Source organism: Pseudaeromonas pectinilytica (assembly GCF_054780855.1).
Genome location: NZ_BAAGVN010000350.1, coordinates 26,588 through 40,638 on the forward strand (window position 1 = coordinate 26,588; position 14,051 = coordinate 40,638).

At 55.5% G+C, this 14,051-nt stretch carries 15 protein-coding genes; 11 read left to right on the forward strand and 4 right to left on the reverse strand.

What is annotated here, in order from left to right:
• Positions 1–195 precede the first annotated feature (195 nt).
• From cysG to cysC, 4 genes are all read left to right on the forward strand, one after another.
• Entirely contained in the window at positions 196–1,623 is a 1,428-nt protein-coding gene (gene cysG, locus ACYVG7_RS17585; RefSeq protein WP_460884388.1) for a siroheme synthase CysG, read from the forward strand.
• A gap of 65 nt (positions 1,624–1,688) precedes the next feature.
• Positions 1,689–2,609, forward strand: a complete 921-nt coding sequence (cysD, locus tag ACYVG7_RS17590) for a sulfate adenylyltransferase subunit CysD (protein ID WP_460884389.1) — start codon at positions 1,689–1,691, stop codon at positions 2,607–2,609.
• A 50-nt stretch (positions 2,610–2,659) separates the two neighbouring features.
• Entirely contained in the window at positions 2,660–4,081 is a 1,422-nt protein-coding gene (gene cysN / locus ACYVG7_RS17595; RefSeq protein WP_460884403.1) for a sulfate adenylyltransferase subunit CysN, read from the forward strand.
• A gap of 61 nt (positions 4,082–4,142) precedes the next feature.
• Positions 4,143–4,760 (forward strand): adenylyl-sulfate kinase, encoded by a 618-nt coding sequence (gene cysC / locus ACYVG7_RS17600; RefSeq protein WP_460884390.1) that lies wholly within the window; start codon positions 4,143–4,145, stop codon positions 4,758–4,760.
• 348 nt (positions 4,761–5,108) lie between these two features.
• Here cysC and ACYVG7_RS17605 read toward each other — a convergent pair whose 3' ends face one another.
• Positions 5,109–5,651 (reverse strand): YtfJ family protein, encoded by a 543-nt coding sequence (locus ACYVG7_RS17605; RefSeq protein WP_460884391.1) that lies wholly within the window; start codon positions 5,649–5,651, stop codon positions 5,109–5,111.
• A gap of 115 nt (positions 5,652–5,766) precedes the next feature.
• Between ACYVG7_RS17605 and ACYVG7_RS17610 the strand changes: the two genes are divergently transcribed.
• A complete protein-coding gene (locus ACYVG7_RS17610) occupies positions 5,767–6,117 on the forward strand; it encodes a gamma-glutamylcyclotransferase family protein (RefSeq protein WP_460884392.1) in 351 nt (116 codons plus the stop codon).
• Positions 6,118–6,183: 66 nt separating this feature from the next.
• Here the strand turns inward: ACYVG7_RS17610 and ACYVG7_RS17615 are convergent, their stop codons facing one another.
• Complete coding sequence (locus ACYVG7_RS17615) at positions 6,184–7,035, reverse strand: endo alpha-1,4 polygalactosaminidase (RefSeq protein ID WP_460884393.1); 852 nt, start codon at positions 7,033–7,035, stop codon at positions 6,184–6,186.
• 208 nt (positions 7,036–7,243) lie between these two features.
• On the opposite strand from ACYVG7_RS17615, the gene ACYVG7_RS17620 reads away from it, so the two are divergent.
• Entirely contained in the window at positions 7,244–7,834 is a 591-nt protein-coding gene (locus ACYVG7_RS17620) for a glutathione S-transferase family protein (protein ID WP_460884394.1), read from the forward strand.
• 88 nt (positions 7,835–7,922) lie between these two features.
• Here the strand turns inward: ACYVG7_RS17620 and ppa are convergent, their stop codons facing one another.
• Entirely contained in the window at positions 7,923–8,456 is a 534-nt protein-coding gene (gene ppa / locus ACYVG7_RS17625) for an inorganic diphosphatase (protein WP_460884395.1), read from the reverse strand.
• 180 nt (positions 8,457–8,636) lie between these two features.
• Here ppa and mpl point away from each other — a divergent pair, with 180 nt between their 5' ends.
• Entirely contained in the window at positions 8,637–10,019 is a 1,383-nt protein-coding gene (gene mpl, locus ACYVG7_RS17630) for a UDP-N-acetylmuramate:L-alanyl-gamma-D-glutamyl-meso-diaminopimelate ligase (protein ID WP_460884396.1), read from the forward strand.
• Positions 10,016–10,660, forward strand: a complete 645-nt coding sequence (locus ACYVG7_RS17635; protein WP_460884397.1) for a flavin prenyltransferase UbiX — start codon at positions 10,016–10,018, stop codon at positions 10,658–10,660. The genes mpl and ACYVG7_RS17635 overlap by 4 nt, the downstream gene beginning before the upstream one ends.
• 79 nt (positions 10,661–10,739) lie before the next feature.
• Here ACYVG7_RS17635 and ACYVG7_RS17640 read toward each other — a convergent pair whose 3' ends face one another.
• The gene (locus tag ACYVG7_RS17640; RefSeq protein ID WP_460884398.1) at positions 10,740–11,354 is read right to left on the reverse strand and encodes a TetR/AcrR family transcriptional regulator; all 615 of its coding nucleotides are present in this window, start codon (positions 11,352–11,354) and stop codon (positions 10,740–10,742) included.
• 171 nt (positions 11,355–11,525) lie between these two features.
• On the opposite strand from ACYVG7_RS17640, the gene hpt reads away from it, so the two are divergent.
• The 3 genes from hpt (at position 11,526) to ACYVG7_RS17655 (ending at position 13,883) form a co-directional block, all read left to right on the forward strand.
• Entirely contained in the window at positions 11,526–12,056 is a 531-nt protein-coding gene (hpt, locus tag ACYVG7_RS17645) for a hypoxanthine phosphoribosyltransferase (RefSeq protein ID WP_460884399.1), read from the forward strand.
• Between the two features lie 142 nt (positions 12,057–12,198).
• Positions 12,199–13,113, forward strand: coding sequence for an ABC transporter ATP-binding protein (locus ACYVG7_RS17650; protein ID WP_460884400.1), 915 nt, complete (start codon positions 12,199–12,201; stop codon positions 13,111–13,113).
• Positions 13,110–13,883, forward strand: a complete 774-nt coding sequence (locus ACYVG7_RS17655; protein WP_460884401.1) for an ABC transporter permease — start codon at positions 13,110–13,112, stop codon at positions 13,881–13,883. The genes ACYVG7_RS17650 and ACYVG7_RS17655 overlap by 4 nt, the downstream gene beginning before the upstream one ends.
• Positions 13,884–14,051: the final 168 nt, after the last annotated feature.

Below are 14,051 nucleotides of genomic sequence, written 5' to 3' on the forward strand. Positions count from 1 at the left end.
TCGACGTTGTGGTTTGTCTTGAGAAAATAGCCATCATTTGGATTTTTTTGCCGTCAATCGCGGTTGGCTCAGTATGGGAATGAGACAAAGCGGAAGTTCTTAATAACCAATAAGTATAAAAAGTGCGTTTTTATTATTTTATGCGCTTAACTGCGAACCTTATATTCACACTGAAAATGCGTAGGAGAGAAAACGATGGAGTACTTACCCCTGTTTGCCAAGGTCGCTGAGCGTCCCATCTTGCTGGTGGGTGGCGGTGATGTGGCGTTGCGGAAGGCCCGTTTGTTACTGGATGCTGGAGCCAGGCTCACCATCGTTGCTCCCTGCTTGCATGAGGAATTACAGGAGCTGGCTGATTCAGCTGCTCTTTATCATCTGGCCGCCGAGTTTAGCGCTGAACAATTGGCCGGTCAGCGGCTGGTGATTGCCGCCACCGATGATGAAGCCGTGAACGCGGCAGTGGCCGCCGCCGCCGAAGCTGAAGGTCTGTGGGTTAATGTGGTCGATGATCCGGCCCGTTCCAGCTTTATCTTTCCTTCCATCATCGACCGTTCACCCATCATGGTGGCGGTCTCCAGTGGCGGGGCTGCTCCGGTACTAGCCCGATTGCTGCGCGAACGACTCGAAGCCTTGTTGCCCAGTCATCTGGGGATTCTCGCTCGCCTGTCCGGCGAGTTGCGCAGCAAGGTCAAAGCGGCGCTCGGTACTATCAGCGAGCGTCGTCGTTACTGGGAGCGGGCCTTTGCCTCCTCCCGACTGGCAGCCTTGCTGCAAAGTGGTGACGAAGCCGGTGGTCGCGCCTGGCTGGCGAACGAGTTGGCTCATACCGAGCAGCAAGGTGGTGAAATCGTGCTGGTGGGTGCCGGCCCCGGTGATGCGGGTCTGTTGACCCTCAAGGGGCTGCAGCAGATCCAACAGGCTGAGGTGGTGCTCTATGACCAGTTGGTGTCGCCGGAAGTATTGAACCTGATCCGCCGGGATGCTGAGCGGATCAGTGTAGGCAAGAAGGCCGGGGCACACAGCGTGCCGCAGCATGAGATCAATGAGCTGCTGCTGGAACATGCACGCGCGGGCAAGCGCGTTGTCCGTCTGAAAGGCGGCGATCCCTTTATGTTCGGGCGCGGCGCTGAAGAGCTCGAAGCGGCCAAGGCGGCGGGTATCCCCTTCTCGGTGGTACCGGGTATCACAGCAGCAGCGGGAGCTACCGCCTATGCCGGCATTCCGCTGACCCACCGGGATCATGCCCAGAGTGCAGTGTTTATCACCGGGCATTGCCAGAAGGATGGTCAGGAGGCCGATTGGCCAGCCTTGGCGGCCAGTAATCAGACCCTGGTGATCTATATGGGGCTGATTTCTTCGCCGGTGATCCAGCAAAAATTACTGGCCCATGGGCGGTCGCCAGACACACCGGTGGCGCTGATCGAACGGGGTACTACGCCCGAGCAGCGAGTGATCCGGGGCGAGTTACAGAATTTGGCTGAATTGGCTCAGGGCGCTCGCAGCCCATCACTCATCGTCGTGGGTGAAGTGGCGGCGCTGGCCGAGAGTCTGAGTTGGTTTAGCGGTCAGCAGGGTAGTGCTCTGGGGGCTAGCGGTTCGGAACATCTGGTGAATCTGGCCTAGAGCCATCACCGCGGAATTTAAGCGCACGGTTTGCGCAGGATTGAATGCAAGAGGAGTCGCAAGGCATGACACAACCATTGGATGCAGCAAGACTAACCCATTTAAAGCAACTGGAAGCCGAGAGCATTCACATCATCCGTGAAGTGGCGGCCGAGTTTGAAAATCCGGTGATGCTCTACTCCATCGGTAAGGACTCCTCGGTGATGCTGCATCTGGCTCGCAAGGCGTTCTATCCGGGCAAGCTGCCCTTCCCGTTGCTGCACGTCGATACCAACTGGAAGTTCCGCGAGATGATCGCCTTTCGCGATGCCACCGTGAAGAAGTACGACATGGAATTGATCGTCCACAAGAATCCGGATGGTCTGGCCATGGGCATCAATCCCTTTGTTCACGGCAGTGCCAAGCACACCGACATCATGAAGACCGAAGGTTTGAAACAGGCGCTGAACCAGTATGGCTTCGATGCCGCCTTCGGCGGCGCGCGCCGTGATGAAGAGAAGTCTCGCGCCAAGGAGCGGGTCTACTCGTTCCGTGACAAGAACCATGCCTGGGATCCGAAGAATCAGCGTCCCGAGCTGTGGCGTCTGTACAACGGTCAGGTCAACAAGGGTGAGAGCATTCGCGTGTTCCCGCTCTCCAACTGGACCGAGCTGGATATCTGGCAATACATCTATCTGGAAAACATCGAGATCGTGCCGCTCTATTTTGCCAAGCAGCGCCCTGTGGTGGAACGCGATGGCGTCACCATCATGGTGGATGACGACCGTATGCCGCTGACCGAGGGCGAAGTGCCGAAGCAAGAGTGGGTGCGCTTCCGGACTCTGGGCTGTTATCCGCTGACCGGGGCTATCGAGTCCCATGCCACCACACTGCCGGAGATCATCGAGGAGATGCTGGTCTCCACCAGCTCCGAGCGGCAGGGTCGAGTGATCGACAATGACGGGGCAGGCTCCATGGAGCTGAAGAAGCGTCAGGGCTACTTCTAATCCACAAGGCATAGATAGTCACCAGAGCAGAATTTGAAAGGAAGAAGATGATGAACAGCGCCATTGCCGAAGCGATCCAACAAAGCGGTAGCATCGAAGAATATCTGCACCAACAACAGCACAAGAGCCTGCTGCGGTTTCTGACCTGCGGCAGCGTGGATGATGGCAAGAGCACCCTGATCGGGCGCCTGCTCCATGACTCCCGTCAGGTGTATGAAGATCAGTTGCAGAGCCTGCATTCTGACAGTCAGAAGGTGGGAACCCGGGGTGAGAAGCTGGATTTTGCCTTGCTGGTGGATGGCCTGCAAGCTGAGCGGGAGCAGGGTATCACCATCGATGTGGCCTATCGCTACTTCTCCACCACCAAGCGCAAGTTCATCATTGCCGACACGCCGGGCCATGAGCAGTACACCCGCAACATGGCGACCGGGGCTTCGACCTGTGATCTGGCGATCATCCTGATCGATGCTCGCAAGGGCGTACTGGAGCAGACCCGCCGGCACAGTTTCATTGCCAGTTTGCTGGGGATCCGCCAGTTCATTGTGGCCATCAACAAGATGGATCTGGTGGATTTCGATGAGGCAACCTTCCAGCGCATCAAAGCCGAGTACCTGGCTTTCGCCGCAGCGCTGCCAGCTATCGATATCAAGGTGGTGCCACTGTCGGCGGTGGATGGGGATAACCTGGTGACGTTGAGCGATCGCTCCCCCTGGTATCAGGGCGAACCTCTGCTGACCCTGCTGGAAAATGCCGAAGTCGGTGCGCACAACAACGAGCTGCCCGCCCGTCTGCCGGTGCAACTGGTCAGCCGTCCGGATCTGAACTTCCGCGGCTATATGGGCACGCTCGCCGCTGGGATCCTCAAGCCGGGCGATACATTGAAGGTATTGCCTTCCGGCAAGCAGAGTGTGGTTGAACGTATCGTCACCTTTGATGGTGAATTGGCGCAAGCCCAGGCAGGCCAAGCCATCACTGTCACCTTGCAGGACGAAATCGACATCAGCCGTGGCGATCTGCTGGTGGCGCCCGATGCGCCGACCGCAGTCAGCAAACGGGTGCTGGCCCATGTGGTGTGGATGGCTGAATCCCCGCTCACCACCGGGCGTCTGTATGACATCAAGTTGGCAACCAAAAAGACGCAAGGGTTGTTCTCCAGCATTCGTCATCGTATCGATGTAAACAGCCTGGAACAGCATGATGCGTCTGAGCTCAAACTCAACGAGATCGGTCTGGTCGAACTGGATTTGACCAGTGCCGTGGGCGTCGATCCTTACACGCAAGTACGGGATACCGGTAGCTTCATCGTCATCGACCGCCTGAGTAATGTCACCATAGGTGCGGGCATGGTGGTGGAAGCCTTGGCCGACACCGTGGAAATCGAGCAGGTCTTCAGCGAGTTCGAGCTGGAATTTAATGCTCTGGTGCGCAAGCACTTCCCCCATTGGCAGGCACTGGATATCAGCCAGCTGTAACGTCCCGTTGAATCCCCCATCGCGGCCATGCCGGCCGCGATGGGGTTGACAAGAGGTGTACATGACAACGCAAGTGACCACCGACAACATCGTCTGGCATCAGCATTTTATCGATAAGGCGGCCCGTTCGGCGCAGAAGGGTCATAAGCCAGCTCTGCTGTGGTTTACCGGCCTCTCCGGCTCTGGTAAATCCACCTTGGCTGGCGCTCTGGAAGCCGAACTCATACAACGGGGTATTCATACCTATTTGCTGGATGGGGATAACGTGCGCCACGGTCTGTGCTCGGACTTAGGCTTTGCTACCGCCGATCGGCAGGAGAATCTGCGCCGGGTCGGCGAGGTAGCCAAGCTGATGGTGGACGCAGGTCTGGTGGTGCTGGCGGCGTTTGTCTCGCCTTACCGCGCCGAACGGGCGGCGATAAGAGCCCGGTTGCCGGAAGGGGAGTTTATCGAGGTGTTTGTGGATACCCCCTTGAGTGAATGTGAAGAACGGGATCCCAAGGGGCTCTACAAGAAGGCACGGGCTGGGGAAATCAAGCATTTCACCGGCATCGATGATCCCTATGAAGCCCCCGAACAGGCAGATATTCATCTATTGAACCACGGGCAGGGTATCGAGCAGGGCGTTGCCATCTTGTTGGCTCAGTTGCAAGCTCGCGGGATCTTGCCCCAGGGCTGAATGTTTGCGTGCTACCGAGCACAAATTAAGTTTCATATGACGACTGAAACCCATCCGGAGCTGGCTCGGATGGATTTCTTGCTCTAAAAACACCGCAAAAATGTGAGGCTATCGACACTCAACTATGGGGCCTAGGAAATGGTTGTGATATTGTTAACGCGATGTTGTAATCCATGGAGGTGCCATGTCGTGAAAAAGAGCACACCCAGTCCCATGTTGTGGTGCCTGTTACTTGCCTATCTCTCCATTTTGATAGTGTTAGGCCATTTCGTCTTCTGACTATTTGCTGACTCGATACATCTATGACCCCGGCCTAGCACCGGGGTTTTGTCGTTCAGTGGCTTGCATTCAGAGTTGACTACGGATCAGCGCCAGGACTTGGCTCATCTCTGCATCGGTCAGTTGCCCATCCTTGACGAACAGGATCTTCCCCTGTGGGTTGAGGAGGATGATGGCCGAACTGCCGGTTGCTAATCCCCATTGTTGTAGCACGAGACCGTCAGCATCGAGCACAAAGGAAGACCAGGGAAACTCTTGCTTACTCTGTTCGACGCTGCTCACCACGAAACTGCCCGTTCCGAACAGGGCATCATCCAGATTGATGATGGTGGTGGTCTGGTACTTGTAATGAGGGAATCGAGCGGCCTTGATCGCTTCAATGAGCGGTGCATTGAGCGCCTTGGCGCTGCTGCGCCCGGCAATATGCTGGATGAGGCGGATTTTTCCACTTAGTTGGGCACTGTTCCAATTTTGGTAGGCAAAATCCTTGCCATGGAGTTGCAACTCCCCCTGGTCGGCGATGGAAACGGAAGGGAGTAATTGCGTTTCTTTGAGGTTGTGCGCAAGACAGAGCGATGGCAGCAACGCGAGCAGGATCAGGCAGCAGCGCATGACAAAAACTTCCTATAATCAACAGAGCGGGTCGCTCAAGTGGACGGGATTCTAGAGGCAGTCTGGATTTTTCACAATTGGTCGACGGGAATGGGGCAAGTGGAGGGGATAAGGGATGTCACTGATTTGGGTCTATGGCACCTTGCGGCGGGGGGAGTCGCATCATCGGCTGCTCAGGGAGAGTGCCTATCTCGGGCAGTGGTGGAGCCCGCCCAATTTTTACCTCATTGATCTGGGGGAATACCCGGGCATCATTTCGGGCCAACAATCGGTACTGGGTGAGATCTATGTGGCCGATGCCCCAACCATGGCCAAGCTGGATGCCCTTGAAGAAGTGCCGCATGAATATACCCGCGAGATGATGCTGACGCCTTGGGGCGAGGCCTTCTATTACCATTACCGAATGGAATGCAGTGGGCTGGCAGCTATCCCTTCCGGTGACTGGCGTTGCCGTTTTGTGTGTTAGTCTGGGGGGCTGACACGAGTGCGAGTCGGCTGTTATTCCTGTTTCGTTACTCGGATCTGGATGCCCTTAAAAACAACGTAGCCTGACTGTGCCATCGAGTGCCGGTGTAAGTACTTGAGTCTGCAACCCCTCACTTGCTGCTTCTTCACAGAGCTGCTGCTGACTTTGCTCATCGGCCATAAAGCGATCCGCATATTCGATATTGAGCACCGGCTTGCCGGCCTGGATAAAGGGTGCCAGATAGTGGCACTCCTGATAAGCATGGCACTGTTCATTGATTGCCAGATCGAAGCTGTCGACGAGAGCTGTGATCTGCTGCAGGTCATTTTTCAGCGCTATGCTCAGCCCCAGGGCATGGGCTTCACGGGCGAGGAAACGGTTGTAATCCAACTGGTCTGCGGCCGAGAGGGCAAAACCGCTATTCTGCAGATAGCCATCCACATTATCCGGATCGACGCCGTCACAGCCTTTATCCCGAGCCAGTTGCAGGCGTTTGCGCATCAATTCACGGACTTTGCTGGCGCGAATATCCAGCCAGACTTCACCCGGCCAATCCGTCAGAGGCTCCCCTTGAACCGATGATGGGAAACTGCTGGCATCCGAGCGCCACTCCTCCAGGCTCCCCGCAGAGAAATAGCAAAGCAGCTTGCGCTGTTGGGCGTGTAGCGCTGCTATGGTCTGGCTCGAGGTATCAAATAGATCGAGTTCGTAAAGTTCGGCTGAAACATCCAGGCGGGGAGTTCCTTGCAACTGCAGGTGCCAGCTGGTGTCTACCGGGGGTTGGTAATGCTCGGGGTCCGGATCGTCCGGAGGCACAGGATCCCCTACCGAGACCTGAACGCGGCACCCGGCGAGGAGTAGCAAGAGTAGCCCGATCCCGGTGCAGCACAGATTGTGAGTTGAGATGAGTCTATTCATGGAATACAGCTTCCTGGGGCCGGGTTTAGCGAGCGGCACGAATCATAAGCCAATTGTCGCCTTGTTGGGTGAGGCTTACCAGCGGCCGATGCCGTAACCGCTTCATCATGGCAACAGTTGGCCCAGAAGCGACCTTCAAAACTGAGTTTTATCTGGGCAAGGGGATATGAACTCAGTATTGTAACCATATTGTTAACAAGGAGGTGGTATGTATCAGGTCTACGGTATGGCGGAGTCAGGGAACTGTTACAAGGTCAAATTGTTGTTGACTCAATTGGGCTTGGCATATCGGTGGCAAGAAACAGATACCCGGCAAGGAGCGACCCACACGCCGGAGTATCTGGCGTTGAATCCGGCGGGTAAGGTCCCGCTGCTGGTGCTGGATGATGGCCGTACCCTGCCAGAGTCCAATGCGATCCTGTGTTACCTGGCGGAAGGATCGGCGTTGTGGCCGGTTGACCGTTTTGCCCGGGCTCAGGTGCTGCAATGGATGTTCTTCGAGCAATATAGCCATGAACCCTATATCGCCGTGGCCCGCGCCATCCGACGTTTCTTTCCGGGGCGTGAAGCTGAATTACCTGCGCTGTGGAAGAAGGGGTATCTGGCGCTGGATGTACTAGAGCAACATTTGCGGCGTCATGATTATCTAGTGGCCGAGCGGTATACGGTGGCGGATATTGCCTTGTATGCCTATACCCACGCTGCGGCAGAGGGTGGATTTGATTTGGCCCGTTACCCTGCCATTCAGGAGTGGCTGCAGCGCGTGGCTGCCGAGCCGGGACATATCCCGCTGGGGTAGCTCATTCAGCTATTCTGTAAAAAAAACGCCACGCAGAGGCGTGGCGTTTATTCTATATCCCCCGCTTCGCAGAGGCGGATATCGTCTCTTACTTGCTTTCGTTGTAACGGACCACGGAAGCTTCGATCTCGGCAATGGCTTCAGCCTTATCGCCCCAGCCTTCAACCTTGACCCACTTGCCGGCTTCGAGTTCTTTGTAGCGCTCGAAGAAGTGCTTGATTTGGCCTTTCAGCAGCTCAGGGATGTCGTTCACATCTTGAATGTGGTCATACATCTTGGTCAGCTTGGAGTGGGGAACGGCAACTAGCTTGGCATCCTGACCGGCTTCGTCGCTCATCTTCAGTACGCCAACCGGACGGCAGCGGATGACAGCACCCGGAACCAACGGATACGGAGTCGGGACCAGCACGTCAACCGGATCCCCATCCAGAGACAGGGTGTTGTTGATGTAGCCGTAGTTGCATGGGTAGAACATCGGAGTCGCCATGAAACGGTCAACGAACACGGCGCCCGATTCTTTGTCGATCTCGTACTTGATCGGGTCAGCATTTTGCGGGATTTCGATGACAACATAGATATCTTCCGGCAGTTCTTTGCCGGCGGGAACCAGGTTCAGGCTCATGGCATTTCCTTTCTACAAGCATTGATAACGAGTGAGCCCGTATTATAGCCAGCAGCGATTAAATGGCTACCTCGGCGGCATATTCTTCGTTCGGCTGCATCCCATCACTGCCCAACGGGGGTCTCCATTGCTAGAATGCGGCGTCAATACTCCTATCTTTCGCATTCGGGGACGCTGTCGATGCATATTCATGTTCTGGGAATTTGTGGCACCTTCATGGGCGGGATTGCTGCCATCGCCAAGCAGTTGGGGCATCAGGTGACCGGGTCAGATGCCAATGTTTATCCGCCAATGAGTACTCAGCTGGAGGAACAGGGCATCACCTTGATCCAGGGCTATGATCCTGCGCAGCTGGATCCTGCCCCGGATCTGGTGATTATCGGCAACGCCATGAGTCGCGGCAATCCATGCGTGGAGTATGTTCTGGATCGTAATCTGCCCTACACCTCGGGTCCTGAATGGCTCAGAGACCATGTGTTGCAGCAGCGCTGGGTGTTAGCGGTTGCTGGAACCCACGGTAAGACCAGCACGGCCAGCATGCTGGCCTGGATCCTGGAGGATGTTGGCCTCAACCCTGGCTTCCTGATTGGTGGCGTGCCAGGTAATTTCCCGGTTTCGGCACGACTGGGCGACTCGCCCTTTTTTGTCATCGAAGCCGATGAGTACGACTGTGCTTTCTTCGACAAGCGCTCCAAGTTTGTCCATTACCGACCGCGCACCCTGATCCTCAACAACCTCGAATACGATCATGCCGATATCTTCCCGGATCTGGCGGCGATCCAACGTCAGTTCCATCATCTGATACGAACAGTGCCGGGTACCGGTCGCCTGCTGACGCCGGCACACTGTGGAGCGCTGGATGCGGTCTTGAAGATGGGGTGCTGGAGCGAGGTCGAGCGCGTGGATGGTGATGGCGCTCATTGGCAGGCTAGATTACTGGTGGCGGATGGCTCACGATTCGAGGTGTGGCTAGATGGTGCTCTGGTCGGCGAGCTCAACTGGTGCGGTCTAGGTCAGCACAATGTGCATAATGCCTTGATGGCCATAGCCGCGGCTCGTCATGCCGGAGTTCTGCCGGTCGATGCCGTGGCCGCCATGAGCCGCTTTGTGATGCCCAAACGTCGCATGGAGCTTAAAGGCGAGGTGGCTGGTATCAAGATCTATGATGATTTTGCCCATCATCCGACTGCCATTGAAACTACCCTCGGTGGATTACGGGCCAAGGTCGGCCAGGCACGCATCCTGGCGGTGCTGGAGCCGCGCTCCAATACCATGAAGTTGGGAGTGCATCAAAAAGAGCTGTCGGCCTGCCTGGCTCGAGCCGACAAAGCCTATCTGCTTGCGCCAAGCGATCTGGGCTGGGATATCGGCAAGGTGGCGGCCGAGGCACCGGTACCGACCCGCGTGTTTCATGATCTTGCGGCACTGGTGGAACATCTGGCGGCCGAGGCAAAATCGGGGGATCAGATCCTGGTGATGAGTAATGGCAGCTTTGGTGGCATCCATAGTAAGTTGCTGGAACGCCTTCAGACGACTCATGCCCATGAGCAGGTGGTGCTATGAGCCACTCGTTGTCGCGCAAGACGATTACGCTGGCCCTGACTGGAGCATCGGGAGCCTCCTATGGGGTCCGGCTGCTGGAGTGTTTGCTGCGTGCCGATTATCAGGTCTATTTGTTACTGTCTGATGCCGCCCGGGTTGTGATTGCCACGGAATTATCCGAGGAGTGGCCCACCGAGGCGGATACCTGCGCCCGCTGGTTGGAGAGCCGTTTCCAGGCTCCTGAAGGGCGTGTGCGTCTGAGTTCGCGTTTCGACTGGTTCTCTCCAGTCGCCTCGGGCTCGGCGGCGCCGAAACAGATGGTGATAGCCCCCTGCTCTATGGGGACAGTGAGCGCCATTGCCCATGGCGCGTCGGATAATCTGATTGAGCGGGCGGCGGATGTGGTGATCAAGGAGCGTGGACAGTTGATCCTGATGCCGCGGGAGACCCCCTATTCGACGATTCATTTGGAAAACATGCTCAAGCTCAGCCAGCTAGGGGTAGTGATCATGCCCGCTTCTCCCGGTTTCTATCATCAGCCCAGGCAATTGTCGGATCTGGTGGACTTTATGGTGGCGCGGGTGCTGGACCATCTCGGTATCGAACTGCCGATAGGACAACGTTGGGGAATGGATGATGCGGCTCTGGGCGCTTCGGTCTAGGAAATGATGTCGCAAAGAAACCAGCCAGAATCGGTTGGATAACCGGTTCTGGCGCTGTTACACAAGAGGAGTCCAGGAGTTAGTGAAGCCCCAGAGCCAGCTGGCTGGCGCGCAGCATGAACTCTTTGACCTGCTCTTTGGGTGGTTGGGGTGTCTTGAAGATCATCTGGCTGGCCGGAAAGCACAAGCTGTTGAGCAGCTGGGCTAACGATTGAGTATCCATATGAAGCTTGAATTCACCATTTTTTTCGCCGCGCTGCAGGGTGCCTGTGGTGATCTCCAGCATGCGTTCACAAAATAGCGTGAACCGTGGCCAGACATCATCACGGATGGAGGCTCCCCACTCCAGAGCAATCAGATTGTAGTCACCCTTCTCATAAGCGGCATCGACATAGCGGTCGATAAACTGCTCGATACAAGCCAGCGCACTGATTTCCGGATTATGGGATTGGCGTGCCAGAGTGTAGAGATAGGATTCAACTTCGCCCAATACCGCATCGACCAACTCTTCCCGGGTGCGGAAATAGTTGAATACGGTGGCGACCGAAACATTGGCTCGTTCAGCGATTTCAGCGTGACCAGCACGACCGATACCTCGTTGAGCAAAGACGGCGATGGCATGATCCATCAATTGACGACTACGCGCATCTGGACTGAGCCGGGTGCGACGACGTGGTTCCGTGGCATGTTGCATAACTACTAGTGTCTCTTGTAATTGTTATTGTAGAGCCTGCCTATAACTGATAGTGCGCTCCCTTTTTATCCCGGACTTTGTCGAGCCAATTTTAGGGATTGGTGATAAAATCCGTGACCATCTTAACCATTTTCAACAATATTCCGAAGCGAAAGTAGTCAGGAGCAAGTCATGAAACACAGGGTCGACGTTCTGATCTCTGAACAAGAGGTTCAACAACGGATTTCCGAATTGGGACAGGCCATCACAGCCCGCTACCAGGGGACGGACGAATTGGTGCTGGTGGGCTTGCTGCGTGGCTCTTGCGTGTTCCTCGCGGATCTGTGCCGACACATAGAGGTACCGGTTTCGTTGGACTTCATGACGGCGTCTAGTTATGGCAACAGCATGAACAGCTCGCGAGAAGTGCGCATCCTCAAAGATCTCGATGACGAGATCAAAAGCAAGGATGTATTGATCGTCGAGGATATCATCGACACCGGCTATACCCTGAACAAGGTGCGCGACATCATGAGCCTGCGCGAGCCGAAATCACTGGCGATCTGCACTCTGCTCGATAAGCCGTCGCGCCGCGAGGTTCAGGTCCCCGTGGAGTGGGTCGGATTTGCGATTCCCGACGAGTTTGTCGTGGGCTGTGGCATCGACTATGCCCAGAAGTATCGGAACCTGCGTTTTATCGGCAAAGTAATCCCGCTGAAATAACAGTCCCGTTCTTCGCGGGGCGACATTCCAAAGAGGTGGCGATAAAGCCGCCTTTTTTGTCTGTGCTTTATTGCACCATCGCCCGTTATAATGACCGACTGTTTGCTTTTCCATACCATGTTACTAGGGGAGCGTGAGCCAGATGCAGGCGCTGACGATACAGGGTCTTCACAAGACCTATAAGGGGGGCGTTGAAGCGCTCAAGGGGATCGACTTGATCGTCGAACAAGGCGATTTCTATGCCTTGCTCGGGCCTAATGGCGCAGGCAAGTCCACCACCATCGGCATCATCAGCTCACTGGTCAACAAGAGCGCCGGCAGCGTCCGGGTTTTTGGTTACGACATTGACACCCAGCTGGAATTGGCTAAATCACAGATTGGTCTGGTCCCGCAAGAGTTCAACTTTAGCCAGTTCGAGAAGGTGCTGCAGATCGTGGTCAATCAGGCAGGCTTCTATGGCGTGCCTCGTTTGCTGGCTCATGAGCGGGCGGAGAAATACCTCAAGCAATTGGATCTGTGGGATAAACGGGATAAACAGGCCCGCACTCTTTCCGGAGGCATGAAGCGTCGCTTGATGATCGCCCGCGCCTTGATGCATGAGCCCAAGTTGCTGATCCTGGATGAGCCAACCGCAGGTGTAGATATCGAAATACGGCGCTCCATGTGGCAATTCCTGCAGCAGCTGAATGAGCAAGGGGTGACCATCATTCTAACCACCCACTATCTGGAAGAGGCCGAGATGTTGTGTCGCAATATCGGCATCATCGATCGGGGCCGGATTGTGGAAAATACCACCATGCGCGAGCTGCTCGCCAAACTGGATGTCGAGACCTTTATTCTGGATCTGGATTGCTGTGCTTCGCGGATCCAGCTGGATGGCTTTACCTGGCGGCATGTCAATGACACCAGTATCGAGGTCGAAATTGCCAAGAGTCAGGGATTGAACCCCTTATTTACCGCGCTGACTGACCAGCAGATCAAGGTCCTGAGCATGCGTAACAAGGCCAATCGTTTGGAAGAGCTATTTGTGAAACTGGTCGAGGAGGGGCGTCAATGAACCCGGCTGTCTACTGGATTGCGTTCAAGAGCATCCTGATTAAAGAGATTTCCCGTTTCACCCGGATTTGGGTGCAAACCCTGGTGCCGCCCGCCATCACCATGAGCCTCTATTTCGTTATTTTCGGCAATTTGATTGGCAGCCGGATTGGCCAGATGCACGGTGTCAGCTATATGGAGTTTATCGTCCCTGGCCTCATCATGATGTCGGTGATTACCAACTCCTACGCCAATGTGGCCTCCTCTTTTTATAGCGCTAAGTTTCAGCGCAATATCGAGGAGATCCTGGTCGCCCCGGTTCCTAACTATCTCATTATTTGGGGATTTGTTGCCGGAGGCGTTGCCCGGGGGATCTGTGTCGGGGCTATTGTTACCGCGGTGTCGCTCTTTTTCGTTCCTTTACAGGTGCATGATCCGCTGGCCGTAGTCGTCACTCTAGTGCTGACCGCCACCCTGTTCTCGCTCGGAGGATTGATTAATGCGGTGTTTGCCAAGAGCTTCGATGATGTCAGCATCATCCCCACCTTTGTGCTGACACCCTTGACCTATCTCGGCGGAGTCTTCTACTCCATTCAATTGTTGCCACCATTCTGGCAGATGCTGTCCCACGGCAATCCGATCATTTACATGGTCAATGCGTTTCGCTACGGATTCTTGGGGCTCAGCGATGTGCCCATGAGTCTGGCGCTTGGCATTATCATCGGGTTTATTGTCGTGCTATACGGGGTTGCCCATTTTTTAGTCACGCGTGGAATCGGCTTACGCCATTAATTGCAGTGGTATTTGTGCCTTCTTAAAAAGAACTATGCGTAAATTTTGGACAAAAAAATGGGGAGCTTAATGCTCCCCATTGTTATTTATGTGCGCCGGGCATGGCGCGCAGCGCCGTGACAGGCGCTATCCGGTCACCGTGGTGGTGATGGGATGACTTGGAGGTGT

Coding starts and splice junctions, on each gene's coding strand:
- cysC (WP_460884390.1), top strand. CDS start 4,143: ATGACAACGCAAGTGACCACCGACAACATCGTCTGGCATCAGCATTTT.
- ACYVG7_RS17650 (WP_460884400.1), top strand. CDS start 12,199: ATGCAGGCGCTGACGATACAGGGTCTTCACAAGACCTATAAGGGGGGC.
- ACYVG7_RS17610 (WP_460884392.1), top strand. CDS start 5,767: ATGTCACTGATTTGGGTCTATGGCACCTTGCGGCGGGGGGAGTCGCAT.
- ACYVG7_RS17640 (WP_460884398.1), bottom strand. CDS start 11,354: ATGCAACATGCCACGGAACCACGTCGTCGCACCCGGCTCAGTCCAGAT.
- ACYVG7_RS17615 (WP_460884393.1), bottom strand. CDS start 7,035: ATGAATAGACTCATCTCAACTCACAATCTGTGCTGCACCGGGATCGGG.
- ACYVG7_RS17655 (WP_460884401.1), top strand. CDS start 13,110: ATGAACCCGGCTGTCTACTGGATTGCGTTCAAGAGCATCCTGATTAAA.
- cysN (WP_460884403.1), top strand. CDS start 2,660: ATGAACAGCGCCATTGCCGAAGCGATCCAACAAAGCGGTAGCATCGAA.
- ACYVG7_RS17635 (WP_460884397.1), top strand. CDS start 10,016: ATGAGCCACTCGTTGTCGCGCAAGACGATTACGCTGGCCCTGACTGGA.
- cysD (WP_460884389.1), top strand. CDS start 1,689: ATGACACAACCATTGGATGCAGCAAGACTAACCCATTTAAAGCAACTG.
- cysG (WP_460884388.1), top strand. CDS start 196: ATGGAGTACTTACCCCTGTTTGCCAAGGTCGCTGAGCGTCCCATCTTG.
- ACYVG7_RS17620 (WP_460884394.1), top strand. CDS start 7,244: ATGTATCAGGTCTACGGTATGGCGGAGTCAGGGAACTGTTACAAGGTC.
- hpt (WP_460884399.1), top strand. CDS start 11,526: ATGAAACACAGGGTCGACGTTCTGATCTCTGAACAAGAGGTTCAACAA.
- ACYVG7_RS17605 (WP_460884391.1), bottom strand. CDS start 5,651: ATGCGCTGCTGCCTGATCCTGCTCGCGTTGCTGCCATCGCTCTGTCTT.
- mpl (WP_460884396.1), top strand. CDS start 8,637: ATGCATATTCATGTTCTGGGAATTTGTGGCACCTTCATGGGCGGGATT.
- ppa (WP_460884395.1), bottom strand. CDS start 8,456: ATGAGCCTGAACCTGGTTCCCGCCGGCAAAGAACTGCCGGAAGATATC.